This window comes from Pseudomonas sp. IT-P258, assembly GCF_949767825.1.
GTDB lineage: Bacteria > Pseudomonadota > Gammaproteobacteria > Pseudomonadales > Pseudomonadaceae > Aquipseudomonas > Aquipseudomonas monachiensis.
On record NZ_CATKPU010000016.1, the window covers coordinates 1 to 21,961 of the forward strand.

Consider the following 21,961-nt stretch of genomic DNA (forward strand, 5'->3'; position numbering starts at 1 on the left):
GCAGCTGTTCAGGGTCACCTGTGCGAAATATCCCCTGACATTGCAAGTAATCGCCCTGGAAGCGCCTCCTTTACTCTGGTGACCGCAGATCACCGATCTGCGGTCACCAGCAATCGCAAGGAGCGAGCAATGTATTTTGAGATTTACAGACAAATCCGCGGCACTGTCCTGACTGGCAAGGGCCAATGGCGTTGGCGGTTGAGGGCAGGGAATCATGAAACGATTGCCAGCGGGGAGGCGTACGTCAACAAGGCCGATTGCCTGCATGCAATCAGTTTGATCAAGGGGACCTGCGAGCAGACCCCGATCAAGGAAATCTAGTTTGAGGAGGATGAAGCTGCTCGTTCAGGGCAGCTTCGTTTTCAACCTGCGTCAGGCTGTTGGACCTGAGTCGGATAGACGGCAGTCGCATCCGCTACCTAAACTGTCTGCAGATTTAGGGATCGGGGGGCAGTGGATGAATCGCAACGAACTTCGCAAGGCGGATATCAACCTGATGGTGGTATTCGAAACGCTGATGCTCGAGCGCAATGTCACTCGGGTGGCGGAGAAGCTGTTTCTCGGTCAGCCGACCATCAGTTCCGCGCTCAACCGCTTGCGTGCGATGTTCAATGACCCGCTGTTCATACGTGTTGGCCATCGCATGGAGCCGACGGCAAGGGCCGAAGAAATCATCAGGCACCTGTCGCCGGCGCTGGATTCGTTGTCCGTGGCCTTGAGCCTGACCCATGATTTTGACCCGGCCAGCAGCACGATGTCGTTCCGCATCGGGTTGTCCGACGATGTCGAGTTCGGCCTGTTGCCGCCATTGCTGCGAGCGCTGCGCCAGGAAGCGCCCAACGTGGTATTTGTGGTGCAGCATGTCGATTACTGGCGGATTCCCGATTTGCTGGCGTCCGGCGATATCACGGTGGGTATCAGCCAGACCCGTGGCTTGCCGGCCAATGCCAAGCGCAAGTTGCTGCGGCACATCCAGCCCAGCATTTTGCGCGCCGATGCCTCCGACACACCGCTGACCCTCGATGAATATTGCGCCCGGCCGCACGTGCTGGTGTCCCATACCGCCAACGTCAGTGGCTACGCCGACGAGTGGCTGGCGGACATCGGCCGAACGCGCCAGGTGGTGCTCTCGGTCCCGCAATACAGTTCTTTGCCGGCCCTGCTTGCCGGGACAGACCTGATTGCCAGCCTGCCGGACTACACCGCCGAGGCGATGGCTGCATCGGGAGTGCTGTTCAAGGAACCCTTTCCCATCCAGACACCCACCCTGGACCTGTCCATGGTCTGGCTCAGTCATGTCGATACCGACCCCGCCGAACGCTGGTTGCGCTCGCGCCTGGAAGCGTTCATGAGTGAGCGTGCCGTTTTGCCGCTGCCCGAATGAACAGGGCGGCGCTGTGCTATATGTACGACCTTTCCACCCACTTACAGGAACTGACTCATGCCTCACCTGCACATGGAATACACCGCCAACCTGACTGATCTGAATGCCGATGTGGCATTGATGCGGTTGAACAATACGTTGGTGGGTTCCGGTCAGTTTGCTGCCGAATTCGACATCAAGAGCCGCGCGGTCAAGGTCGAGACGTTCAAGGTCGGCACGGCACTGGCTGAGCGGGCGTTCGTGCATGTGAAACTGGCGCTGTTGAGTGGTCGTTCCTCAGAGATCAAGAAACAGCTGTCTGAAAGCCTGTTGGCGGTAGTGCAGGACCTGTGTGAGTGGCCGAGCAGCATTGAGGTCCAGTTGTGCGTGGAAATTCTCGACATCGATCGCGACTCCTACAGCAAGACCGCCATCAACAACTGAGTATCAGGCCGTTTCCTGCTCGACGCAGGCCCGGATCATTTGCGCTCGCAGCCAAATGTTGGCGCTGTCCTGATCGACACTTTGGTTCCACTGCATGTCGAGGCTGAAACCCGGCAAGCCTTCGGGCGCTTCACAGTGATTGAAGGTGTCTGCACTGGCCAGCAATCGCTGGATACGCCGGGGCAGGGTCAGGGCATAGTCGGTGCCGGTAATCAGCTTCAGCGCTGCACTGTAGCTATTGGCGCGTGCGACGATCTGGCGCTGTTGTGCCTGCTGCGCGAGCCAGCCGTCGACCATGTTGGTGGCGGACGTCCAGGGTGTCGGGAACACATGTCGACGTTCGACATAGGTTTGCAGGCTCAGGCGTGGTTCCGTCGGTGTGGCGTGCTTGTCGAAAACACACACCAGATCATCATCGAGCAGCGTCTGCGATTTGAAGTCAACGTGACTGCGATGAAAGTTCGGGCCGAAGCACATCACCAGGTCGAGGCTGCCTTCGCGCAACGCTTCGGCTGGGATATCGGCCTGGAGTTTGAACACATTGACCATCACCGGAAGATCGGCGAGGTCGAAGGTTTTCAACAGGCGCGGCAGGATCAGTTGCTCGAAGTATTCCGGTGCGCAGATATTGAAGGTCACGGGTTGCAGGCCCGGATCGAATGTGGGTAAGCCTGCGTGACACAGATTGATGCTTTCGAGGATTTTCAGCACGTGAGGGTACATCGCGCTGGCCTTGCCGGTGGGCTGCATGCCATCGGTACGGGTATTGATGAACAGTTCGTCCTCGAAGCCGGTGCGCATTTTTTTCAGGCAGTAGCTTACCGTGGACTGGCTGACGCAAAGCGTCTCGGATACGGCTGTGACGCTGTTCTGCTCATACACGGCGACGAACACCATGAGGTCCTGCATGTCGAGTTTTCTAAGCGAATTACTGTTCAGCATCCATGGCGTCTCGCTACGTCCCTTGCGCTGACCGTGTGCAAGGTGGGTGAATCATCCTAGCGGAATGAGCGAGCAGGGAAAACGCCTTGCAGGACGTTTCGCCCAAGACCCTGTCAGCCCTGGACCATCGCCGACACGGCGCGGCGGCTGGACATCAACAGCGCGAGCATGCCGAGACCCACCAGCACCGCGCCGGCCATTTCCAGCGGCAGCGGCATCTGGCGCCCCCATAGCCAGTGAAACAAGGTGATGAACAGCGTACTCACGTAGATGTAGGAAATTACCGAGGACGGTGCGATCACGCCGATGGCCCGGTGCAGTAGCCAGAACGTCGCCAGAGTGGCGAACACCGCCAGGTACATCAGCCAATAGAAATCGTTGAGCGTCAGTAGTGATGCCGAGCGCCAACCGCCACTCAATCCACAGAACACCAGCAGAAACAGCGCACCGAACAGCATGTTCCAGAACGTCAAGGGCACCGGCCCGCGTCCCTTGAGGCTATCGGCTTTCAGGCGCTGGCTGAGGGGGGCATAGAGCGCCATCGCCAGGCAACCGATGCCGTACACCGTCAATGCATAGGGCGATGGCAACTCGCTGGGGCCGGTGCCTTTCATGATCAACAAAACTGCCCCAGCGGCGGCGAGCAGCATCGGCACAATCCGTCGTTTCAGACGGCTGTCAGGTGCCAACACGGCTTCGAAACCCAGGGTCATCAGTGGTACCAGCGTGAACATCGTCCCGGTATTGACGGCCGAGGTGTAGCGCAGTGCTTCGAACAGCGAACCGAAGTACAGCGCCAGCAGCAGGCCGAGCACCGCGTGACCGAACAGCGCGCGGGCGGTCATGACGGCATCGCTTTTGAGCAGTAACAGTGGCAGAAACACCAAGGCGCAAAACAGCAGGCGCAAACCGGTCAGCAGGATCGGGTCGATGGCCTGGCTGACTTGCGCCGCCGCGGAAAACGATGCGGCGATCAACAAGGCCCAAAGCAGCATACTGGCGTGAGCGCCGGCAAAACCGGTGGTTTTCATGGCAGGCTCCGGATCAATGGATGTGGCGACTGTAGTGCCTTGGGTTGAAGCGCAAAACCATCAGCATCATCAGCGCCATGACCGCCGTCAGCGACCACCAGGCCCATTCAAAACTGCCGAGCCGGTCGCGGATGATCCCCGCCAGCAACGGCGACAGGCCGGCGATCAAGTAGCCGATGCCTTGCACGAATGCCGTCAGGCCACCGGCACGCACGGGATTGTCCAGGTGATCCAGCGATACGATCAGGCTCATCGGGAACAGGCCGCCAATGCCCAGCCCCAGCAGGCATGGCCATATCAGGCTCAAATGCCGTGGGCTCAGAATCAGTCCGCAGAAACCGGCGATGATCAGTGTCAGCAGCACCATCAGCACGACGCGGCGGTCGCGGCTGCGGTTGGCGATGACGGGCGTCAGCAGGCCCGACAGCACTTCCATGGCAGTCAGAAACCCGAGCAGCAATCCGGCATGCTGTTCGCTCCAGCCCTTTTCCACGTAGTACGGCGCCAGCCAGGCCAGAACACAGGTGTAGGACGCAGTGCCCAGGCCGAAGAAAATAGCGAGTAACCACGCGCGGGAATTGGCGAAGTACGAACCTTTACTGCATGCCCTCGAGTCCAGTGTCGGCATCCCCGCGCTTTGCCTACGCCAGAAGAGCAACGCCAGCACGGGGAGAACGGCCCAGATCGCCAGGCCCATACGCCAGCTGCCGGTACGCTCCATCACCAGCGGCGCAAAGGAAGCACCCATGGCGGCACCGCCCATGATCGACGTGACGTAGAGTCCCATGCACAGGGCAACGTGGTCGCTGAAGCGGGATTTGATCAGCGCCGGCATCAGGGCCTGGATCAAGGCGATCCCGATACCTGCCAGCACTGCGCTGAGGAGCAACTGCGCGGCTGAATCAAGGAACAACCGCGAAAATGTGGCCGCGCCGATGATCAGCAACGAGAACACCACCGTGCGCTGCTCGCCGAATCGCTGGCTGACGCGCAGGCCTACAAACATCGCCAGTCCCATGGCCGTCACCGGCAACATGGTCAGCAGGGAAGCCTGGCTGAAGCTCAGCGCAATGTCGTCGCGAATCGCCGACAGCAGAGGCCCGACAGCCGCCATGGAAGGGCGCAGGTTCAGGGCAACCAGGACAATGCTGAACATGAGCCAGAGGGCAGGGCGGGAAGTGGCTCGGGTGTTTTCCATGATCGGACCTAGAACAATAGGGTTCCGATTAGGCGCGCGTGGCCTGGAGGCGGCAAATCAGAAATTCCGGCGAAGTATTTAGAAATTAAATACATGTCGCAGCTAAATGTTTAGCCAGACGATATCCAAGGTTCTTCAAATCCTGATTTAACGACTTAAGCTGTCGTGTGACGCTGCGGGTCATCTGTTTTCTGCGGTTCTCTCTATGGACGGTTGGCCAGTCGCAATCCACCTCAAGGCATCCATCGACGCTCGGGCGTCGAGCCTTGGTCGTCGATTCACGCCCGCCACCGCGCCAAACCTCTCTGCACTTCCGTCTGAACTGGCTTTCTGGGCGCTGTGGCATTGCCGCCATGCGCGCCCGCCGGATTCCTGCTTTTTCCGCTGATTGTTCCTACATATTCCGCTCGATGGCGGGATTAACGTGCGGGTGCTTTTGGGTGCCCGTCTGACACGGAAAAAGAGAGTTCCCATGAGTTGTGCCACGACCTCGTTTGCCACCCGACAAGAAGCCCTGACCTTTCTGGAGCAGAACCCGGACATTGAAATGTTCGAGCTGTTCATCCTCGACAACAACGGTGTGCCACGGGGCAAGTTGCTCCATCGTGACGAGTTGTTGGCGGTGTATGAAAGCGGGCGGCCATTGCCGAGCACCATCCTCGGCTTGACCATCAACGGCGACGACGTGGAAAACTCCGGGCTGGTCTGGGACGTCGGTGATATCGACTGCCGGGCCTACCCGGTCAGCGGCAGCCTCACGCGTATGCCGTGGCGTCTGATACCAACCGCAGCCGTGCAGGTCAGCATGCACCCGACGGAGGGAATGCCCGCCACCATTGCCGATCCTCGTCATTTGCTGGCCAAAGTCATCGAGGGTTTGCAGGCCGACGGTTATTACCCGGTCATGGCAGCGGAACTGGAGTTCTACCTGCTCGATCAGCAACGCGACAGCAATGGCCGACCTCAACCGGCACGGGATGTCGATGGCGGGCGTCCGCACGGTACCCAGGTCTATGGGTTGCGCGAGCTTGAACAGATCGAACCATTCCTGGCCGATCTCTACAGCGCCTGCAAGCTCCAGGGGATTCCGGCGCGCACGGCCATTTCCGAATACGCGCCGGGGCAAGTGGAAATCACCCTTGAGCACCGCTCCGACGCGCTACAGGCGATGGATGAGGCGGTGCGCTACAAGCGTCTGGTCAAGGGGGTGGCGCACAAGCACGGCATGACAGCCTGCTTCATGGCCAAGCCTTTCGATGACCTGGCCGGCACCGGGATGCACATGCACGTGAGCCTGGCGGACAAGGACGGTAACAACCTCTTCGCCAGCCAGGCCCCGGATGGAACGCCACTGCTCAAGCAGGCCGTCGCCGGCATGCTCAGTACCTTGCTCGATTCGCTGTTGCTGTTCTGCCCCAACGCCAACTCATACCGTCGATTCCAGGCCAATAGCTATGCGCCCCTGGCGGCCACCTGGGGCGTGGACAATCGCACCGTGAGCCTGCGCGTACCTGGCGGGCCGGCGTATTCCCGGCACATCGAACACCGAATCTGTGGCGCAGATGCCAACCCCTATCTGGCGGCCGCAGCGATTCTGGCCGGTATTCATCGCGGTATCCGCGAACAGCTCGATCCCGGTGCGCCGGTGGAAGGCAATGGCTATGCCCAGGCTGCGAAACTGTTGCCGACAGACTGGCTGACCACCTTGCGATCGCTGGAGGGTTCAAGTTGGGCCAGGGAAGCCTTCGGCGGCGAATTCCTCGGCGTCTACCTTGCGGTGAAGCGCGCTGAATATCGTCAATTCATGGGGGAGGTCGGTGAGCAGGACTGGCGCTGGTATTTGCACCAGGCCTGAGTCGGATCTGAATCAGGGCTGAACCATTCTCAAATGCTCTGTAAGTGTAAGGCGGGATAAATAAGCCAACTAATTGTTGGCTTATTTTTCACAAAAAATTGATGGTTGGCTACCTAAAATCAGGGCTGTCTCGGTAAATGAAATTTTCACATTTGCCGGAGACACCTTTTTTCAGGACCCGCCGAAACTCATGCTTAAGATTAAATCCGTGCGCCCCGAATGGGTGACGCTGATTGCCAGTGCATTTTTGTTAGTTGGCTTCAATTATGTACTCTGGCAACACCTGTTCGAAATCACCGCGTCCGATGGCAAAGGCATCGTCATGCGCGTGGCCTTCGGGGTGATGATCTTTGCGGCTTTCAACATTGTGCTGACCCTGCTGGCATTCCGGCCGCTGCTCAAGCCGGTCCTGACCCTGCTGTTCATGACCAGCGCTGGTGCGGCGTATTTCATGAGCCAGTATGGTGTTCTGATCGACACCGGCATGTTGCGTAACTTCGCTGAAACCAATGCCACGGAAGTGCGTGACTTACTGTCGCTAAAATTATTTGTTTATATTCTTCTGCTCGGCGTTTTACCGTCCTGGCTGTTGTGGAAGATGCCGATTAATTATCGTCGTTGGCACCGTGAACTACTCAGTAAAGTTCTGGTGGCGTTTGCCTCGGCAGCGGTCATTGGTGGTGTTGCACTGGTTAACTATCAAGGCCTGTCTTCGCTGTTTCGCAATCACCACGAGTTGCGCCTGATGGTGGTGCCAAGCAATTACATTGGTGCCTCGGCTGGTTTCTTGCGTGAGCAGGTCGCGTCTGCACATCAACCTTTTGTGAAGCTCGGTGAAGATGCCCGGCGCAATCCGGCCTGGCAAACTCACGGGCGCAAATCCCTGACGGTGCTTGTCGTGGGTGAAAGTGCCCGGGCGGAAAACTTCGGCATCCTTGGCTACAACCGTGACACCACTCCGAAACTGAGTAAGGAAGATGGCCTGATCGCTTTCACCGACGTGCATTCCTGCGGTACTGAAACTGCCGTATCGGTGCCTTGCATGTTCTCCAACATGGGGCGCAAGGACTACAACGCCAGCAAGGCAAAGAACGAAGAAGGTCTGCTGGACGTGCTCAAGCACGCGGGTATCGACGTGATCTGGCGTGACAACCAGTCTGGCTGCAAAGGTACGTGCGATCGCGTCACCCTTCAGGACGTCAGCAGTCTGAAAGATCCGGCGCTGTGCGCCAACAGTGAATGCCGCGACGAAATCCTGCTGCAAGGGCTGCAGCATTTCATCGATACCCTGGACAAGGACACGGTACTGGTCTTGCACCAGATGGGCAGCCACGGTCCGGAGTACTTCAAGCGTTACCCGAAAGAGTTCGAGCGCTTCACCCCGGTTTGCGAGAGTAATGCCCTGAACAATTGCAGTCGCGAAAGTATCGTCAACGGCTACGACAACACCCTGGTCTATACCGACCATGTGCTGTCGACCTTGATTGATCTGCTGCGCAACAACCAGGACAAAGTGGATACCGCGATGCTGTATCTGTCGGACCACGGCGAGTCCCTGGGTGAGTACAACTTGTTCCTCCACGGCACGCCTTACATGCTGGCACCGGAGCAGCAAAAGCATGTAGCCATGTTTGCCTGGTTCTCCGACAGCTATAAAAAATCGTTTGCGGTAGATACCCGCTGCTTGCAACAGAGCCGTGAAAAATCCCTGAGCCAGGACAACCTGTTCCATTCGATGCTTGGGCTGCTGGAGGTCAACAGCAAGGTCTACAACCAGGATCTGGACATGTTTGCAGGATGTCGTGGTCCAGTGACCGACGGCGTGTTGGCCAAGGATTGAGCACTCCCATTCTGTTTCTCGCGGCGGCCGCCGACCTGCGGTCAGTAGAACTTTTACCAAGAGCCATTGCACATGTCCGCTCAGCCCCCATCCGCCATCGAGCTTGAGATCGCCCGGCGCTACGACCAGGAGCACGCGCGCGTCTGCCTCCGGCCGCAAGCACCGGATCTGGGCGGGCGTCTGGCGCTCTGGCGTGAGGAGCGCCTGGTGCACAATGCACTCAAGGTCGCTGGCGAGCCTGGCTTGATCCTTGATGTGGCTTGTGGTGTGGGGCGGTTTTGGCCAGTGCTGGCCGAGCACGCGAATCGGGTGATCCTCGCGACGGATCCGTCCCAGGACATCCTCGATCATGCCCGGACACATCATTCGCAGAGCCTGTTGAAGCGGGTCAAGACCTTCCAAAGCTCCGCGTTCTCGATTGGCTTGTCGGAGAACGCGGTTGACTGCATTTTTTGCATGCAACTGTTCCAGCACCTCCATAACCCGCAACATCGTCTGGCGATGCTGGGCGAGTTTTACCGGGTCAGTCGCGATACGGTGATTGTCGCGGTGCGCCTCGACGGTCTTTTCAAGGGCGCGCGTTCGGGTGTGGAAGGGCCGTTACCGAGCAAGACCGAGGTGGAAAGCGAGTTCAGGCAGGCGGGTTTCCGTTTGCTCAGCCATCAGGACTTTTTCCCCGGATGCGCGCGCATGCGGGTCTACGTGCTGGGTAAGACCAGCTAGCTCGGCTTTGTAGGACTATTCTTTATGTCACGCAGTAATTTTCGCTAACGCTCTTGTTCAGTGGATGCGCGGAAATCGCCGGGGGCGATATATACTGCGCGCCATTCTTCAAGGGAGAGCCGTGTGGCCATCGATATTCACTGGATTCGCGACAACGATAGCCTCGGACGGTTGTGCGCCGAGTGGCAGCAGTTGCCATTCGTTGCCCTCGACACCGAATTCATGCGGGTCGACACCTTCTACCCAATCGCCGGCCTGCTGCAGATCGGTGATGGCGTTCGCGCCTATCTGATCGACCCGCTGACCATCGACAACTGGCAGCCATTGGCCGCGTTGCTGGAAAACCCGGCGGTGCTCAAGGTTGTCCACGCGTGCAGCGAAGACCTCGAAGTCCTGCTACGCCTGACCGGCAGCCTGCCGGCGCCGCTGTTCGATACGCAGCTGGCTGCCGCTTACCTGAACCTCGGTTTTTCCATGGGCTATTCGCGATTGGTGCAGGAGGTGCTCGGCATCGACCTGCCCAAGGGGGAAACCCGTTCCGACTGGCTGCAACGTCCGCTTTCCGAAACCCAGATCAGCTATGCCGCCGAAGACGCCGTGCATTTGGCTGAAGTTTTCGTAAAGCTGCGTCCAAAGTTGTCTGACGAAAAATACGCCTGGGTCCTGGAAGACGGCGCCGAACTGGTGGCCAACCTGCGCCGCGAGATCGATCCGTATGAGGTCTATCGCGATGCCAAGCTGGCCTGGAAGCTGTCCCGCGCCCAACTCGCCGTTTTGCGTGAGCTCTGCGCCTGGCGCGAAAAGGAAGCCCGGGTCCGCGATCTGCCGCGCAACCGGATTATCCGCGAGCATTCGTTGTGGCCGCTGGCGCGTACGCAACCGGATAACCTCGGCGCCCTGGCGAAAATCGAAGACATGCACCCGCGTACCGTGCGTCAGGACGGCGAGTTTCTGCTTGATCTGATCAAGCGCTCTGGCAGTGTGTCGCCTGATCAATGGCCGCCAGCCGTGCCGGAGCCGTTGCCGGTGGATGCTGCTGCGTTGCTCAAACAAATGAAGGCCATAGGCCAGGCCGAAGCCGAGCGCCTGAACATCGCGCCGGAACTGATGCTGCGCAAGAAAACCCTGGAAGCGCTGCTTAAAAGTGGCTTCCCCAATGGTCCCTACCAATTGCCTGATTCGCTGCGTGGCTGGCGCCGCGAATTGATGGGCCAGGCGCTGCTCGACAGCCTGGCCACCGCCGGAGAACAGCCTTGAAACGTATTTGTTCCATCTATCGCAGCTCGAAGAGAAACGAAATGTACCTGTATGTGCTCAAGAGCGATGCTCTGGAGCGCGTGCCGGAGTCCCTGATGGCAGCCTTCGGCAAGGCCATCCACGCGTTCGACCTGGTGCTGAGCCCCGAGCGCAAACTGTCGCGCGAGGACATCACGGTCGTGCTGGATAACCTCGAAAAACAGGGATATCACCTGCAAATGCCACCTGCCGAAGACGAGTATATCGAGCACCTGCCGGAAGAATTGTTGCGTCGCAACGATCCGATGTGAGCGGCAGACAGACTCTGTTCAGCGTGGTTATGAAACACTGATTGATTTTAGCGATTGGCAGCATCGGCGGAGCACTTGCTCCGTCGGCGGCCGTCTGCACCGTTTTTGAAAGGTTTGAAGCATGCGCGTCCTGATTGCTGAACACGACCACCCCGTGTACGCCCAACTGTTGCGCGAGGCGGCACCGGATCTGGAGGTGCTGACCAGCGGTGATTCCGCCGAACTGGCCAGCCAGGCCGCCGATTGCCCGGTGTGGCTCGGCCAGCCTGATTTGCTGGCGACCCTGTTGCGCCAGGGCCATCAACCGCAATGGCTGCAATCGACCTGGGCCGGCATCACGCCGCTGCTGGCCGATGGTTTGCCGCGGGACTATCGGCTGACCCGTGCGGTCGGAATCTTCGGCCAGGTCATGGCCGAGTACGTGCTCACGTATATGCTTGGTCACGAACGTGAAGTACTGGCGCGACTGGTCAGCCAGGTCGAGCGCAAGTGGGACAGTCGCCAGGTCCAGAGCCTGGCGGGACGCAAGGTGTTGATCGTCGGCACCGGTGATATCGGTCAAAGTGTCGCGCAGTTCCTCGTGCCGTTTGGCGTCGAGTTGTATGGCGTTGCCAGCACGGCGCGGGAGCAGGCACCGTTTATCGAGGTCGGTTCACTGGCGGATCTGCCGCGGCTGGTCGGCGAAGTCGATTACGTGGTCAATTTGCTGCCGAACACCGTGGAAACCCACGATATCTACGACGCGGCGCTGTTCAAGCAATTCAAACCGACCGGGTTGTTCATCAACGCCGGACGCGGTGTGGCGGTGGTCGATGCGGATCTGGTGGAAGCCTTGAAGGAAGGTCATCTGGCGGGCGCAGTGATCGACGTGTGCCGTCAGGAGCCCTTGCCCCAGCGTCATCCGTTCTGGACGGCCTGGGGCCTGTTGCTGACCGGCCACAGCTCGGCACCGACTTCGCCTGCGATGATGGTGAAGCTGTTTGTCGAGAACCTGCGGGCGTATCAGGCAGGAGAGGCGTTGCGCGGGGAAGTGGATTTCGATCGCGGGTACTAAGGCGCAACGAAAAAAGATCGCAGCCTGCGGCAGCTCCTACAGGGTTATGTGTACACCTGTAGGAGCTGCCGCAGGCTGCGATCTTTTGCTGTTAGAGGGTGAAGTCACCTTCAGCCGCCAACTCACTCAACGGACGACGCGGGCTTGGCTCTTCACGGGCTTGCAGGTAATCCGCCAGGCTCGCCTTGTCCCCCAGCTTGCCCACCGCGACGGCCGCGTGCAGGGCGTAGCCTTCAGGAATGTTCAGCTCTTTGCGGGTCAGCTCCTGGTCGAAGCCGGCCATGCCGTGGGTGTGCCAGCCGCTCAGGCTCGCTTGCAAGGCCAGGTGGCCCCAGGCGGAACCGGTGTCGAAGGTGTGCCACAGGGCCGGGGTTTCTTCGGTGGCGCCAGGCGCGGTGAAGGTGGTTTTCGAAATCACGATCACCAGGGCCGACGCATGTTGAGCCCAGCTGCGGTTGAATTCGTTCAGCAGGCCCAGGTAACGCTCCCAGTTCGGCGTGTCGCGACGTGCGTAAAGGAAACGCCAGGGTTGCGAGTTGTAGGCCGAGGGTGCCCAGCGGGCGGCTTCGAAGAAGCTCAGCAGGGTTCGCTCTGGAATCGTTTCGCCAGTGAAGGCACGGGGCGACCAGCGCTCGGTGAACTGAGGGTGAATGGCGTAATCGGCAACGCGTGGGTTGACACTCATCAAGAGATTCCTGGCTACGTTTGAAAGTGGGAGCAACGCAAAACCCTACTTGGCGGCGCAAAAACTGACAAGCCCGTTCTACCGACAGTCGCCAATGCTTGGCCCAAGGGGCTACGGGCACTAGACTGGCGGCCTTTTCACCACCTGATGTCGATACTCGAACCATGGCCGCCAAAGTAGAACCGTTCTGGATACGCAAGACCCTCGATCAACTCGATCAGGAGGAATGGGAGTCGCTGTGCGACGGCTGTGGATTGTGCTGCCTGCAAAAGCTTGAAGACGAAGACGACAACAGCGTCTACTACACGCGCATCGCCTGCAAGTTGCTGGATCTGAAAACCTGTCAGTGCAAGGACTATCCCAACCGTCGTGACTCCGTGCCGGACTGTATCCAGCTCACGCCGGGCAAGGCCGACGAATTCAAATGGCTGCCGCCGACCTGCGGCTATCGCCTGGTCAGTGAAGGCAAGGACCTGCCGTTGTGGCATCACCTTGTGTGTGGTGATCGCGATGCCGTTCATCACGAGCGGATTTCCCAGTCCGGGCGCATGCTCGCCGAAGGCAGCGTGCCGGAGGATGACTGGGAAGATCACCTGATTTTCCGCGCAGGCTGACTGCCTGAGGTTCAACGTTTCACGAAGGAGTGTGTATGGCTGTGGGATGGCGGCAGGCGTGGGTCGTTGGATTACTGGCCGTGAATTCGCCCGTATGGGCTGCGAACAAGGTCAATCTGGATTACCACGTGCGCCTGTTGCCCCAGAGCGATCAGGCCGAAGTGCGCCTGACGCTCGCCCAGGGCTCGGCGGTACGCAGCCTGGATTTCGACCTCGGCGATGGCAGCCACTACAGCGATTTCAAGGCTGACGGCCAATGGCAGATGCCCCCCGGCAAAGCGGCGCGCGGTGTGTGGCATCCGGCTGCCGACAAGGCCAGCCTGACCTACCGCGTGAACATCAGCCACGGGCGCAAGAACGGCAGCTTTGACACGCGCATGACGCCAAACTGGGCGTTGATGCGCGGCGACGATCTGGTGCCGGCTGCCAGACTCGATCAACAGGACGGCATCGAACTGGTTGCACGCCTGGAGTTCGAGCTGCCCGGTGGCTGGAAAAGCATTGAAACTGCGTGGCCACGAATCGGCCCGAATAAATTCCGTATCGACAACCCCTCCCGACTGTTCGACCGGCCCACGGGCTGGATGCTCGCTGGCCAGCTCGGCAGCCGCCGTACCCGTCTGGGCGAGACCGAGGTCACCGTCGCCTCGCCGCTGGGGCAGGGCATGCGCCGTATGGATGTGCTGACGCTGCTGACCTTCGTCTGGCCGCAAGTGCAGGCGCTGTATCCGCGACACCCGGGCAAACTGCTGATCGTCGGGGCCAATGACCCAATGTGGCGCGGCAGCCAGTCGGCGCACGAGTCGATCTACCTCAACAGCCGTCTGCCATTGGTCAGCGAAAGCGGCACCAGTGCCCTGGTCCGCGAATTGGCCCAGATGTTCGGGCGGATCAAAGGCACCCAGCGCAGTGACTGGATCAGCGAAGGCTTTGCCGAGTATTACGCCATCGAACTGATGCGCCGGGCCGGCGGCATGAGCGATGAGCGCTACGAGAGCCTGCACGGCAAACTGGTCGGGAGCAGCCAGAAAGTCACCACGCTGCGTGGAGATCAGATCACTACTGTTCAGGTGACCAGGGCGGTGGTGTTGCTGCAGGAGCTGGATCGTGAGATTCGCCTGAAAACCCACAACAAGCGGTCGCTGGATGATGTGCTGCGCGGGGCGATGCGGCAGGGGGTTATCGATACCCAGGCGTTTGTTCAGCTCAGCGAGAGCGTGATCGGTGGTTCTTCAAAAGTGCTCAGTACCGAATTGATTCAGTAATACCACCATTCGCGAGCAAGCCCGCTCCCACATTTGATCTGTGCCAGACACAAAACCAATGTGGGAGCGGGCTTGCTCGCGAAGAGGCCAGTGGCTTCAGCGCAAATCCCGATTCAAACCCCGGTCTTCGGTGACCTCAAGGAATCATTGCCGGTAACGGTGGCGGTTTTGGTCGCCGCCTCGGCATTGGCCTTCAACTGGCTCAGTTCTTCCCCCGCCCGCTGGATTTTCGCCCGCACGTTGTTCATGTCCTGGCGGCCCTTTTCCAGCAGGCTTTTCGCCGAGCTGTGGCCGGTAATGCCACGGGCCAGGGCCACGCCGCCGATGGCTACCTGGATCAGGCCGAAGATCCCGCCACGTCGCAGCCCCTTGCCCACCATCACCACGCCACCGGCCAGGGAACCGATGCGCTCCCAGCCCTGCACATTCTGCTCGGAAGGGCTCTGGAACGGGGTGGATTCGATACGCTCGACGCGTTTGAGTTCGCTCATGGTCTGTCTCCAGGCTTCAGGGATCGATAGTCAAGCTGACAGCCGGGGCGGGCAGCTCGTTCAATCGGATGTGCGGCGATTAGCGGAATTTTGGCCCGGAGCGGGTATTGAGCCCCTTGGACATGCGGTCGTAGAGCACGACGTTGACCGTGGCGGCCAGGTTCATGCAACCGGTGGTCGGAATGTAGACCACGTCTTCGCACCAGTCGCGAATCTCTTTATCCAGCGATCCGTCTTCCGGGCCGAAGATGTAGAGCGCGCGATCCGGGTGGGTATATTCCGGCAACGGGCGGGCGCCCTCGACCAGTTCCACGGCGACGGGTACACAGTTGAGGGGCAGGATTTTCTTCAGGTCGTCGATGCCGATCAGCGGGATGTCGTAGTGCACGCGCTTGGTATCGGTGACGAAATCGGCGGCGCGCTCATAGCGCTTGCCGGTGTAGAACACCGACGCCACGCCATAACAGCCAGCGGCGCGCATCACCGAACCGACGTTCTCCGGTGATTTGGGGTTATACAAACCAATGCAGCTGTACCGTTTGTCTGCCACGAGCGGGGTGCCTTTCGGGAAAAAAGCGCGATTATACGGGGATTGGGGCGGGGGTGTTCGGTTTGAGATTGGTGGCGAGTGGACGTCCGTCTTCGCGAGCAAGCCCGCTCCCACAGTTGACCGAGGTGTCCGGACGGACGCGATTCAATGTGGGAGCGGGCTTGCTCGCGAAGAAGCCAATTCAGGTACCGAAGAACTTCAGTCTTCTTTCTTCATCAACCCTGCCAACGCCGCAAACGGGTTGTGCGTGGCCTTCGCGATTTTCGGCGTGCTCAGCGAGCCTTCGTCGAAATACTGCTGGTCGGTATAACGCGAGTGCTCGTTATCGTGGCAGTACAGGCACAACAGCTCCCAGTTCGAGCCGTCCTGCGGGTTGTTGTCGTGGTTGTGGTCGCGGTGGTGCACGGTCAGTTCGCTCAGGCGCTTGCCGGAGAATTCACGGGCGCAACGGCCACAGACGTGCGGGTACATCTTCAGGGCCTTGTCGCGGTAGCCCATTTCCTTGTCGCGCTGGTTGTCGGCGAGGATGCGATCCAGCTTCGAAGTGTTGGTCGGGGTGGACGAACTCATGGGTTCACCTTTGTAGAAAGACTAATGACGGTTATAGGGTGAAGTTTAGCCTAGCCCTTGAGCTTCTCGGCAATCCAGATGGTGTGGCGGGTGCCCTTGTTGCCGTGGGCGAAGACCTGTACTTCCTCGGCCTTGAAACCCGCTTTTTTCAGTTTGTCGGAAAATTGCCGGTCAGCGCTGGCCGACCACACGGCCAGCACGCCTTTTGGTCTCAGGGCCTTGGCGCAGGCGCTCAGGCCGCCGGCGGAGTACAGCCAGCTGTTGGCTTTCTGGGTCAGGCCTTCGGGGCCGTTGTCGACATCGAGCATGATGGCATCGAAGCCTTGGGGCTCGGCCTGCAGGACTTTGGCCACGTCCTCCATGCGAATAACGGTCCGCGGGTCTTGAAGCGGGTTTCCGGCTTTTTCGCCGAGTGGCCCGCGATTCCATTCCACGACGCCAGGCACTAATTCAGCGACCACCACTTCGGCGGTCTTGCCCAGATGCTTGAGCGCCGAAGCGAGGGTGAAGCCCATGCCCAGGCCGCCGATGAGCACTCGTGAATCTGGTCGGCCGGCGACTTTGCGGCACGGGATCTCGGCCAAGGCATCTTCGGAGCCGTGCATGCGCGTGTTCATCAATTGTCCGCCGTCGCCGCCCTGGATCTTGATGACAAAATCCTCGCCGTATTCGAACAGGCACAGGGCGCCGCCGTTTTCAGGGATGGGGGTGGTGTCCAGCAGAACGAAACGTTTCATGGGGCTCACTTGAAGAAAATTGGCAGAACTCGGGAGGGCAAACAGACGCAGTTGGGAGTAGCCTGTTCATGACGACAAGGCCAACGGAGCCATTGATGAAGCGCACCATTCTAACGGTCATTGCCCTGGCCGCGCTCTCGATAACTGCAGTGCAGGCTCAACAGCTGCAATCGATTCCCGTCAGCCCCGCGCCGATGCCCGGTTCGCCCGGTACCGCGACGCCTACACCGTACCCGCAGATCACCCCGGCGCCTTTGCCTAGAGTCGGCCCCGGCAGTAGCGGTCCGCCGTTGGTGCCGATCGAGATGCCGAGCCCGCCGATCAAGGACCAGCCCGTGCCGGGCCTGGAGACCAATCCGCCGAAAGCCAAGTCACCGGGTGGCTAGACCTGCTGCGAAAGCAGTTGGCCGTCGGCCATGCGCAAGCGTTTGGAGAGGGACACGGCGAGGGCGCGGATGATTTTGGCGGCGATTTTCGGTGCGTCGTTGAGCATCTTTTCCAGCGAGTCCTTACCCAGGTTGAGCAACTGGCAGTTGCTCGCGGCCACGCAACTGGCCGAGCGCCGTTCGCCATCCAGCACGGCCATTTCACCGAATGAGCGGCCGCTGCGTAACGTGGCGATGGTGACTCGCTGCCCGTCAGCGTTGGTTTTTTGCACCGCCACCTGACCGGTGTGGATGATGCACATGAAACTGCCGGCATCACCCTCCTGGAAAATCTCCTCGCCTTGGGCAATGGTGCTGATACTGAAATAGCCCGAAGCCGCGGCGAAGTCCGCCGGCAGCAGTTGATTGAACAGGCCGCAATCCATCAGCCAGTCGCGAATTTCGTTGTTCAGAAAGGTTGGTTCAGACATGTCGTCACGGTCTTTTTTGTAGTGTCTGTTGTTCCGGGGTTGAGCCGTTCTTATGGGGATATGCAGTGTATCGGCCTGTCTTGTGCGGAATTAAGACCGGTTCGTCGGCCCAAGTTCCTCAGGCAATGCCTAGAACCTTGAACAAAAATGCATATTCGAGTGCTACGTCACGCAATCCCTGGTATCGACCGCTCATCCCGCCATGCCCGGCACCCAGTTCAGTCTTGAGCAGCAGGGGATTGCTGTCGGTCTTGGTTGCGCGCAATTTCGCCACCCACTTGGCCGCTTCCCAGTACTGCACGCGGCTGTCGTTGTAGCCAGCGATCACCAGGGTCGCCGGATAAGCTTGCGCGGTGACGTTTTCGTACGGGGCGTAGGCCTTGATCCGATCATGGACGTCCGGTTCTTCAGGGTTGCCCCACTCGTCGTACTCCGTCACGGTCAAGGGCAGGTCAGGGTCGAGCATGGTGTTGAGTACGTCGACGAACGGCACTTCGGCAATGGCGGCGCCAAACAGCTGCGGCCGTTGGTTGAGCACCGCGCCGATCAGCAAGCCACCGGCGCTGCCTCCACTGATCGCCAACTGCGCTGCAGTGGTGAAGCCTTGGGCGATCAGGTGTTCGGCGCAGGCGATAAAGTCGCTGAAGGTGTTGTGCTTGTGCTCCTGCTTGCCGGCGCGATACCAGGCTTCCCCCAGTTCGCCGCCGCCACGTACGTGGGCAATGGCAAACGCCATGCCGCGATCCAGCAGGCTCAGGCGCGCATGGGAAAACCATGGGTCGAGGCTTTCGCCATAGGCACCATAACCGTAGAGGTACAGCGGCACGGGTTTGCCCAGGTCTGCGCGTTTGATCACCAGGCTGATGGGCACTTGCGTGCCGTCTGGCGCGGTGGCCCACAGGCGCTGGCTGACGTATGCGTCGGCATCGAACGGGCCGAGCACCGGGGTTTGCTTGAGGACTTTCTGCTCGCCGGTCGCCAGTTCAAGCTGACGGATTTGCGCCGGACGGTTCAACGCTTCGTAGCGCAGGCGAATACGGTCGCTTTCGAACTCCAGGCTGTTTTGCACATGCAGGCTGTAGGCCGCATCCGGCAGTTGCACGCGATATGGCGCCCGGCCTTGTGGGTGAACTTCAATGACCGGCAAGCCGCCAACCCGCAGGCTCAGGGTCATGGCCCCGGAGTTCAGGCTGATACCGTCGATCATCACCGTGTCGCTGTGGGGGATCAGGTTCTGCCAGTCGGCTTCGGTGGGCGCGGCGCCGGTATCGGCGGCGGTGTATAAGGCGAAATTGATGCCGTCACGGTTGCTGCGAATGAACCAGGTCCATTGGCCGTCTTGTACGCCGTGGTCGACGTCGTACTCATGATCCTCGACCCGTGGCGCGATGCAGGTAAAAGCGTGCTGCGGCTGGTTGGCGTCGAGGACCCAGGCTTCGCTGGTGGTCTTGCTGCCCACGGACAGCAGCAATTGCTGCTCGGAGCTTGAACGATAGCAATGCATGAAGAAGCGCCCGTCCGGCTCATGGAACACTTCTTCGGCCGCCGTGCCGTCCAGGCGATAGCGATACAGCTTGTGCGGACGATGGGTGTCGTCCAGCTCGCCGAAGAACAGCGTCAGGCTGTCGTTGGCCCAGGTCATGCTGCCGTCGCAGTCCTGGAATTCCAGTTCACTGACACGACCATCGGACAATTCCTTCACGAACAGCGTGTAAATCTCATCGCCCGTGGAGTCGATGCTGTAGGCCAGGCGCTGATGGTCCGGGCTGATGCTGAACGCACCCAGGGAAAAGAAGCCGCCCTTGGCCAGTTCGTTGGGGTCCAGCAGCAGTTGTTCGCGGCTTTCGTCGAGGGTCAGGCTGTCATCGGCCGGACGCGGGCAGCGGTAGTGCCGGGCGTACTCATCGCCCGCCGTGGTGCGGGTGTAGTAAAGATACGGTCCCCACGGCGAGGGCAGGGACAGATCGGTCTCGAGAATCCGCCCCTTGATTTCCTCGAAAAGGGTTTCGCGCAATCCGGCCTGGTCGGCGGTTTGCGCCTCCTGATAGCTGTTTTCGGCTTTCAGATAGTCGAGTACTGCCTCGGTGTCGCGCTCTTGCAGCCAGGCATACGGATCGGAGCCTTCAGCCTTGCGGGCAATCGGAGCGTCGTGAATGGTGGCGGATAGGGGCATGAAGGGCTCTCGAACAGTGTACGGAATAGGGGCTTGGCAACCTGGATAGCACCCGACAGTCAGGCATTGATGCAGCCTGACGGGCGAAAAGCCGTTATCATAAGCGCCTCTTTGCCTGCCTTGCCATGGACACCATGACCGAGAACGACTATCTGATCGCTTGGGGCCTCTACGCCTTCGCCGCTTTGGGCTGCCTGTTGGTGTGGATGCGCTTGACCCGCTGGATGTGGCGTTGGCTGCGCGAGCCGCTGCGGCTGGCGATGGCCGTGCTGCTGTTCAGCCCGACCATCATCGACCCGGTGAAGGACAAAGTCGCACCGGCTGTCGCCATTACCGCACTCGACCTGCTGTTCAAGGTCGGCAACAACGCCTGGCGGGCGATTTCCGATCTGTTCATGTACAGCATGATCGCGTTCGGCCTCTATCTGGTGCTGGTGGCGATCCGTTTCCCTATCGAACGCGCCTCCAACGCCCGCAAGGAACGTGAGGCCGCCACCAAAGCCGCCGCCCGTGCCGATGAGCCCGAGGACGATCAACCGTTTGGCGGTGCCGGCGATGATCGTTACGGTCGTCCGCCTGTGCCGAGCAGCCCTCAGCGGATGCGAGTCGAACCCCGTCTGTAACCTTGCCCCTGCGATTGAGCGAGAGTCCGAGCATGTGTGAGTTATTGGGCATGAGCGCCAATGTCCCGACCGATATCGTGTTCAGCTTCACCGGGCTGATGCAGCGCGGCGGGCGTACCGGCCCGCACCGCGATGGCTGGGGCATCGCCTTTTATGAAGGCCGTGGGCTGCGGCTGTTCCAGGACCCGGCGGCGAGTTGCGAGTCGGAAGTTGCGAACCTGGTGCAGCGCTATCCGATCAAGAGCGAAGTGGTGATCGGGCACATCCGCCAGGCCAATGTCGGCAAGGTCTGCCTGTCCAACACGCATCCGTTCGTCCGTGAGCTGTGGGGGCGCAATTGGTGTTTCGCCCATAACGGCCAGTTGGCGGACTTCCAGCCAGTGGCCAGTTTCTATCGCCCGGTCGGCGATACCGACAGCGAAGCGGCTTTCTGTGATTTGCTCAACCGTGTGCGTGCGGCGTTTCCCGAGCCGGTCGAGGTCGAAGCCTTGCTGCCTGACTTGGTGGCCGCTTGCGCCGAGTACCGCAGCAAAGGCGTGTTCAACTGTCTGCTCAGCGACGGCGACTGGCTGTTCTGCTATTGCTCGACCAAGCTGGCACAAATCACCCGTCGCGCACCGTTTGGCCCGGCGCGCTTGAAAGATGTCGACGTGATCGTCGATTTTCAGGCTGAAACCACGCCGAACGATGTGGTGACCGTCATCGCCACCGAACCCCTGACCGAAAACGAAACCTGGACCCGTTACGAACCGGGTCAATGGAGCCTGTGGCGACGCGGCGAATGCGTCAGCCAGGGCCAGACCGAATAAGGACTCCTTGCATGTTGCTCAGTTATCTACGGCTGGTGTTGTTCGCGGCGGGCCTGTTGATCGGTGTCCAGGTGCCGGGCTTCATCAGCGATTATGCCAAACGGGTCGAGGCGCACCTGATCGAGGCGCAGACCAGCCTGAGCGGCTTCCAGAACACCGCCAATCAGTTCTTCAAGGGGGACATGCAAGCCTTGGTGGCCCACTACCGCGCGAGCGAAGACCCGATATTTCGCAGTGACGCCGACAGCCTGAGCAACCTGCTGACCCGTCAACTGGCGCTGGACAAGCAATTCCAGGCGATGCAGGGCCCGTGGTACATCCGCTTCCTGCAGGTGATGCTGGCTGCCGATCCGGATATCCGCAAGGAAACCTGGAATGGCTACAGCTACCAGATCCTGTTGACGCCCGAAGCGATGGTCTGGGGTATGAGCGGCGCGTTGCTGCTGTCGTTCGGGATCGAGTGCCTGTTCCGGCTGATTGACTGGGTGGTGTTGGGCGGCAAGCGTCTGCGCCAGAGCCGGCCGATCGAAGAGCGGGATTTGCGCGGCTTGTAACACCCTTGAGCGTCAAGGAGCCGGCAAGCCGGCTCCT

General features: G+C 60.0%; 25 protein-coding genes. 15 read left to right on the plus strand and 10 right to left on the minus strand.

Annotated elements, in window-relative coordinates:
* Nucleotides 1–129: 129 nt before the first annotated feature.
* From ACM6G4_RS05340 to ACM6G4_RS05350, 3 genes are all read left to right on the plus strand, one after another.
* On the plus strand, nucleotides 130–321 hold the full coding sequence (locus tag ACM6G4_RS05340; protein ID WP_056721298.1) for a YegP family protein: 192 nt from the start codon (nucleotides 130–132) through the stop codon (nucleotides 319–321).
* A gap of 136 nt (nucleotides 322–457) precedes the next feature.
* Complete coding sequence (locus ACM6G4_RS05345; RefSeq protein ID WP_056721301.1) at nucleotides 458–1,384, plus strand: LysR substrate-binding domain-containing protein; 927 nt, start codon at nucleotides 458–460, stop codon at nucleotides 1,382–1,384.
* A gap of 57 nt (nucleotides 1,385–1,441) precedes the next feature.
* A complete protein-coding gene (locus tag ACM6G4_RS05350; protein ID WP_414913202.1) occupies nucleotides 1,442–1,807 on the plus strand; it encodes a 5-carboxymethyl-2-hydroxymuconate Delta-isomerase in 366 nt (121 codons plus the stop codon).
* A gap of 3 nt (nucleotides 1,808–1,810) precedes the next feature.
* Here the strand turns inward: ACM6G4_RS05350 and ACM6G4_RS05355 are convergent, their stop codons facing one another.
* The 3 genes from ACM6G4_RS05355 to ACM6G4_RS05365 form a co-directional block, all read right to left on the minus strand.
* Nucleotides 1,811–2,749, minus strand: a complete 939-nt coding sequence (locus tag ACM6G4_RS05355; RefSeq protein ID WP_056721305.1) for a LysR family transcriptional regulator — start codon at nucleotides 2,747–2,749, stop codon at nucleotides 1,811–1,813.
* Between the two features lie 113 nt (nucleotides 2,750–2,862).
* On the minus strand, nucleotides 2,863–3,780 hold the full coding sequence (locus ACM6G4_RS05360; protein ID WP_223541604.1) for a DMT family transporter: 918 nt from the start codon (nucleotides 3,778–3,780) through the stop codon (nucleotides 2,863–2,865).
* A gap of 13 nt (nucleotides 3,781–3,793) precedes the next feature.
* Complete coding sequence (locus ACM6G4_RS05365) at nucleotides 3,794–4,978, minus strand: cyanate transporter (protein ID WP_414913203.1); 1,185 nt, start codon at nucleotides 4,976–4,978, stop codon at nucleotides 3,794–3,796.
* A gap of 472 nt (nucleotides 4,979–5,450) precedes the next feature.
* Between ACM6G4_RS05365 and ACM6G4_RS05370 the strand changes: the two genes are divergently transcribed.
* The 6 genes from ACM6G4_RS05370 to ACM6G4_RS05395 all read left to right on the plus strand — a co-directional run bounded on the left by ACM6G4_RS05370 (nucleotide 5,451) and on the right by ACM6G4_RS05395 (nucleotide 11,997).
* Nucleotides 5,451–6,833 (plus strand): glutamine synthetase family protein, encoded by a 1,383-nt coding sequence (locus ACM6G4_RS05370; RefSeq protein WP_414913204.1) that lies wholly within the window; start codon nucleotides 5,451–5,453, stop codon nucleotides 6,831–6,833.
* A 190-nt stretch (nucleotides 6,834–7,023) separates the two neighbouring features.
* On the plus strand, nucleotides 7,024–8,673 hold the full coding sequence (locus ACM6G4_RS05375; RefSeq protein WP_414913205.1) for a phosphoethanolamine transferase: 1,650 nt from the start codon (nucleotides 7,024–7,026) through the stop codon (nucleotides 8,671–8,673).
* Nucleotides 8,674–8,745: 72 nt separating this feature from the next.
* Entirely contained in the window at nucleotides 8,746–9,396 is a 651-nt protein-coding gene (locus tag ACM6G4_RS05380; protein ID WP_056721314.1) for a class I SAM-dependent methyltransferase, read from the plus strand.
* Between the two features lie 123 nt (nucleotides 9,397–9,519).
* Complete coding sequence (gene rnd / locus ACM6G4_RS05385) at nucleotides 9,520–10,653, plus strand: ribonuclease D (protein WP_056721316.1); 1,134 nt, start codon at nucleotides 9,520–9,522, stop codon at nucleotides 10,651–10,653.
* Entirely contained in the window at nucleotides 10,650–10,943 is a 294-nt protein-coding gene (locus ACM6G4_RS05390; RefSeq protein WP_056721318.1) for a YcgL domain-containing protein, read from the plus strand. The genes rnd and ACM6G4_RS05390 overlap by 4 nt, the downstream gene beginning before the upstream one ends.
* A gap of 121 nt (nucleotides 10,944–11,064) precedes the next feature.
* Nucleotides 11,065–11,997, plus strand: coding sequence for a D-2-hydroxyacid dehydrogenase (locus tag ACM6G4_RS05395; protein ID WP_414913206.1), 933 nt, complete (start codon nucleotides 11,065–11,067; stop codon nucleotides 11,995–11,997).
* Nucleotides 11,998–12,088: 91 nt separating this feature from the next.
* On the opposite strand, the gene ACM6G4_RS05400 is transcribed toward ACM6G4_RS05395, so the two are convergent.
* Entirely contained in the window at nucleotides 12,089–12,682 is a 594-nt protein-coding gene (locus tag ACM6G4_RS05400) for a nitroreductase family protein (RefSeq protein WP_414913207.1), read from the minus strand.
* A gap of 164 nt (nucleotides 12,683–12,846) precedes the next feature.
* Here ACM6G4_RS05400 and ACM6G4_RS05405 point away from each other — a divergent pair, with 164 nt between their 5' ends.
* Entirely contained in the window at nucleotides 12,847–13,296 is a 450-nt protein-coding gene (locus ACM6G4_RS05405; protein ID WP_095945369.1) for a YcgN family cysteine cluster protein, read from the plus strand.
* 35 nt (nucleotides 13,297–13,331) lie between these two features.
* Complete coding sequence (locus ACM6G4_RS05410; RefSeq protein ID WP_414913208.1) at nucleotides 13,332–14,561, plus strand: hypothetical protein; 1,230 nt, start codon at nucleotides 13,332–13,334, stop codon at nucleotides 14,559–14,561.
* Between the two features lie 113 nt (nucleotides 14,562–14,674).
* On the opposite strand, the gene ACM6G4_RS05415 is transcribed toward ACM6G4_RS05410, so the two are convergent.
* The 4 genes from ACM6G4_RS05415 to ACM6G4_RS05430 form a co-directional block, all read right to left on the minus strand.
* Nucleotides 14,675–15,052 (minus strand): DUF2892 domain-containing protein, encoded by a 378-nt coding sequence (locus ACM6G4_RS05415; protein WP_414913209.1) that lies wholly within the window; start codon nucleotides 15,050–15,052, stop codon nucleotides 14,675–14,677.
* A gap of 79 nt (nucleotides 15,053–15,131) precedes the next feature.
* Nucleotides 15,132–15,602, minus strand: coding sequence for an RNA methyltransferase (locus ACM6G4_RS05420; RefSeq protein WP_007993783.1), 471 nt, complete (start codon nucleotides 15,600–15,602; stop codon nucleotides 15,132–15,134).
* A 198-nt stretch (nucleotides 15,603–15,800) separates the two neighbouring features.
* The gene (locus tag ACM6G4_RS05425) at nucleotides 15,801–16,172 is read right to left on the minus strand and encodes a YajD family HNH nuclease (protein WP_007898702.1); all 372 of its coding nucleotides are present in this window, start codon (nucleotides 16,170–16,172) and stop codon (nucleotides 15,801–15,803) included.
* 50 nt (nucleotides 16,173–16,222) lie between these two features.
* Nucleotides 16,223–16,909: a spermidine synthase gene (locus tag ACM6G4_RS05430; RefSeq protein WP_056721332.1), complete on the minus strand. Its 687-nt coding sequence runs from the start codon at nucleotides 16,907–16,909 to the stop codon at nucleotides 16,223–16,225.
* A 95-nt stretch (nucleotides 16,910–17,004) separates the two neighbouring features.
* Between ACM6G4_RS05430 and ACM6G4_RS05435 the strand changes: the two genes are divergently transcribed.
* Nucleotides 17,005–17,295 carry a hypothetical protein gene (locus ACM6G4_RS05435; RefSeq protein ID WP_056721335.1) on the plus strand — a complete coding sequence of 97 codons (291 nt, stop codon included), beginning with the start codon at nucleotides 17,005–17,007 and terminating at the stop codon, nucleotides 17,293–17,295.
* Here the strand turns inward: ACM6G4_RS05435 and ACM6G4_RS05440 are convergent.
* Together ACM6G4_RS05440 and ACM6G4_RS05445 are read right to left on the minus strand one after the other, a co-directional pair.
* The gene (locus ACM6G4_RS05440; protein ID WP_056721336.1) at nucleotides 17,292–17,765 is read right to left on the minus strand and encodes a cyclic nucleotide-binding domain-containing protein; all 474 of its coding nucleotides are present in this window, start codon (nucleotides 17,763–17,765) and stop codon (nucleotides 17,292–17,294) included. The two genes, ACM6G4_RS05435 and ACM6G4_RS05440, sit on opposite strands and share 4 nt — an antisense overlap.
* A gap of 118 nt (nucleotides 17,766–17,883) precedes the next feature.
* Nucleotides 17,884–19,938 (minus strand): S9 family peptidase, encoded by a 2,055-nt coding sequence (locus ACM6G4_RS05445; protein ID WP_414913210.1) that lies wholly within the window; start codon nucleotides 19,936–19,938, stop codon nucleotides 17,884–17,886.
* Between the two features lie 125 nt (nucleotides 19,939–20,063).
* On the opposite strand from ACM6G4_RS05445, the gene ACM6G4_RS05450 reads away from it, so the two are divergent.
* Genes ACM6G4_RS05450 through ACM6G4_RS05460 form a run of 3 tightly spaced genes read left to right on the plus strand, consistent with a single transcriptional unit; the run spans nucleotide 20,064 to nucleotide 21,924 of the window.
* On the plus strand, nucleotides 20,064–20,561 hold the full coding sequence (locus ACM6G4_RS05450) for a hypothetical protein (RefSeq protein WP_056721340.1): 498 nt from the start codon (nucleotides 20,064–20,066) through the stop codon (nucleotides 20,559–20,561).
* Nucleotides 20,562–20,593: 32 nt separating this feature from the next.
* Nucleotides 20,594–21,370, plus strand: coding sequence for a class II glutamine amidotransferase (locus tag ACM6G4_RS05455; protein ID WP_414913211.1), 777 nt, complete (start codon nucleotides 20,594–20,596; stop codon nucleotides 21,368–21,370).
* Nucleotides 21,371–21,381: 11 nt separating this feature from the next.
* Nucleotides 21,382–21,924, plus strand: coding sequence for a DUF2937 family protein (locus ACM6G4_RS05460; protein WP_056721343.1), 543 nt, complete (start codon nucleotides 21,382–21,384; stop codon nucleotides 21,922–21,924).
* Nucleotides 21,925–21,961 lie beyond the last annotated feature (37 nt).

Coding starts and splice junctions, on each gene's coding strand:
- ACM6G4_RS05340 (WP_056721298.1), top strand. CDS start 130: ATGTATTTTGAGATTTACAGACAAATCCGCGGCACTGTCCTGACTGGC.
- ACM6G4_RS05345 (WP_056721301.1), top strand. CDS start 458: ATGAATCGCAACGAACTTCGCAAGGCGGATATCAACCTGATGGTGGTA.
- ACM6G4_RS05350 (WP_414913202.1), top strand. CDS start 1,442: ATGCCTCACCTGCACATGGAATACACCGCCAACCTGACTGATCTGAAT.
- ACM6G4_RS05355 (WP_056721305.1), bottom strand. CDS start 2,749: ATGCTGAACAGTAATTCGCTTAGAAAACTCGACATGCAGGACCTCATG.
- ACM6G4_RS05360 (WP_223541604.1), bottom strand. CDS start 3,780: ATGAAAACCACCGGTTTTGCCGGCGCTCACGCCAGTATGCTGCTTTGG.
- ACM6G4_RS05365 (WP_414913203.1), bottom strand. CDS start 4,978: ATGGAAAACACCCGAGCCACTTCCCGCCCTGCCCTCTGGCTCATGTTC.
- ACM6G4_RS05370 (WP_414913204.1), top strand. CDS start 5,451: ATGAGTTGTGCCACGACCTCGTTTGCCACCCGACAAGAAGCCCTGACC.
- ACM6G4_RS05375 (WP_414913205.1), top strand. CDS start 7,024: ATGCTTAAGATTAAATCCGTGCGCCCCGAATGGGTGACGCTGATTGCC.
- ACM6G4_RS05380 (WP_056721314.1), top strand. CDS start 8,746: ATGTCCGCTCAGCCCCCATCCGCCATCGAGCTTGAGATCGCCCGGCGC.
- ACM6G4_RS05395 (WP_414913206.1), top strand. CDS start 11,065: ATGCGCGTCCTGATTGCTGAACACGACCACCCCGTGTACGCCCAACTG.
- ACM6G4_RS05400 (WP_414913207.1), bottom strand. CDS start 12,682: ATGAGTGTCAACCCACGCGTTGCCGATTACGCCATTCACCCTCAGTTC.
- ACM6G4_RS05405 (WP_095945369.1), top strand. CDS start 12,847: ATGGCCGCCAAAGTAGAACCGTTCTGGATACGCAAGACCCTCGATCAA.
- ACM6G4_RS05410 (WP_414913208.1), top strand. CDS start 13,332: ATGGCTGTGGGATGGCGGCAGGCGTGGGTCGTTGGATTACTGGCCGTG.
- ACM6G4_RS05415 (WP_414913209.1), bottom strand. CDS start 15,052: ATGAGCGAACTCAAACGCGTCGAGCGTATCGAATCCACCCCGTTCCAG.
- ACM6G4_RS05425 (WP_007898702.1), bottom strand. CDS start 16,172: ATGAGTTCGTCCACCCCGACCAACACTTCGAAGCTGGATCGCATCCTC.
- ACM6G4_RS05430 (WP_056721332.1), bottom strand. CDS start 16,909: ATGAAACGTTTCGTTCTGCTGGACACCACCCCCATCCCTGAAAACGGC.
- ACM6G4_RS05435 (WP_056721335.1), top strand. CDS start 17,005: ATGAAGCGCACCATTCTAACGGTCATTGCCCTGGCCGCGCTCTCGATA.
- ACM6G4_RS05440 (WP_056721336.1), bottom strand. CDS start 17,765: ATGTCTGAACCAACCTTTCTGAACAACGAAATTCGCGACTGGCTGATG.
- ACM6G4_RS05445 (WP_414913210.1), bottom strand. CDS start 19,938: ATGCCCCTATCCGCCACCATTCACGACGCTCCGATTGCCCGCAAGGCT.
- ACM6G4_RS05450 (WP_056721340.1), top strand. CDS start 20,064: ATGGACACCATGACCGAGAACGACTATCTGATCGCTTGGGGCCTCTAC.
- ACM6G4_RS05455 (WP_414913211.1), top strand. CDS start 20,594: ATGTGTGAGTTATTGGGCATGAGCGCCAATGTCCCGACCGATATCGTG.
- ACM6G4_RS05460 (WP_056721343.1), top strand. CDS start 21,382: ATGTTGCTCAGTTATCTACGGCTGGTGTTGTTCGCGGCGGGCCTGTTG.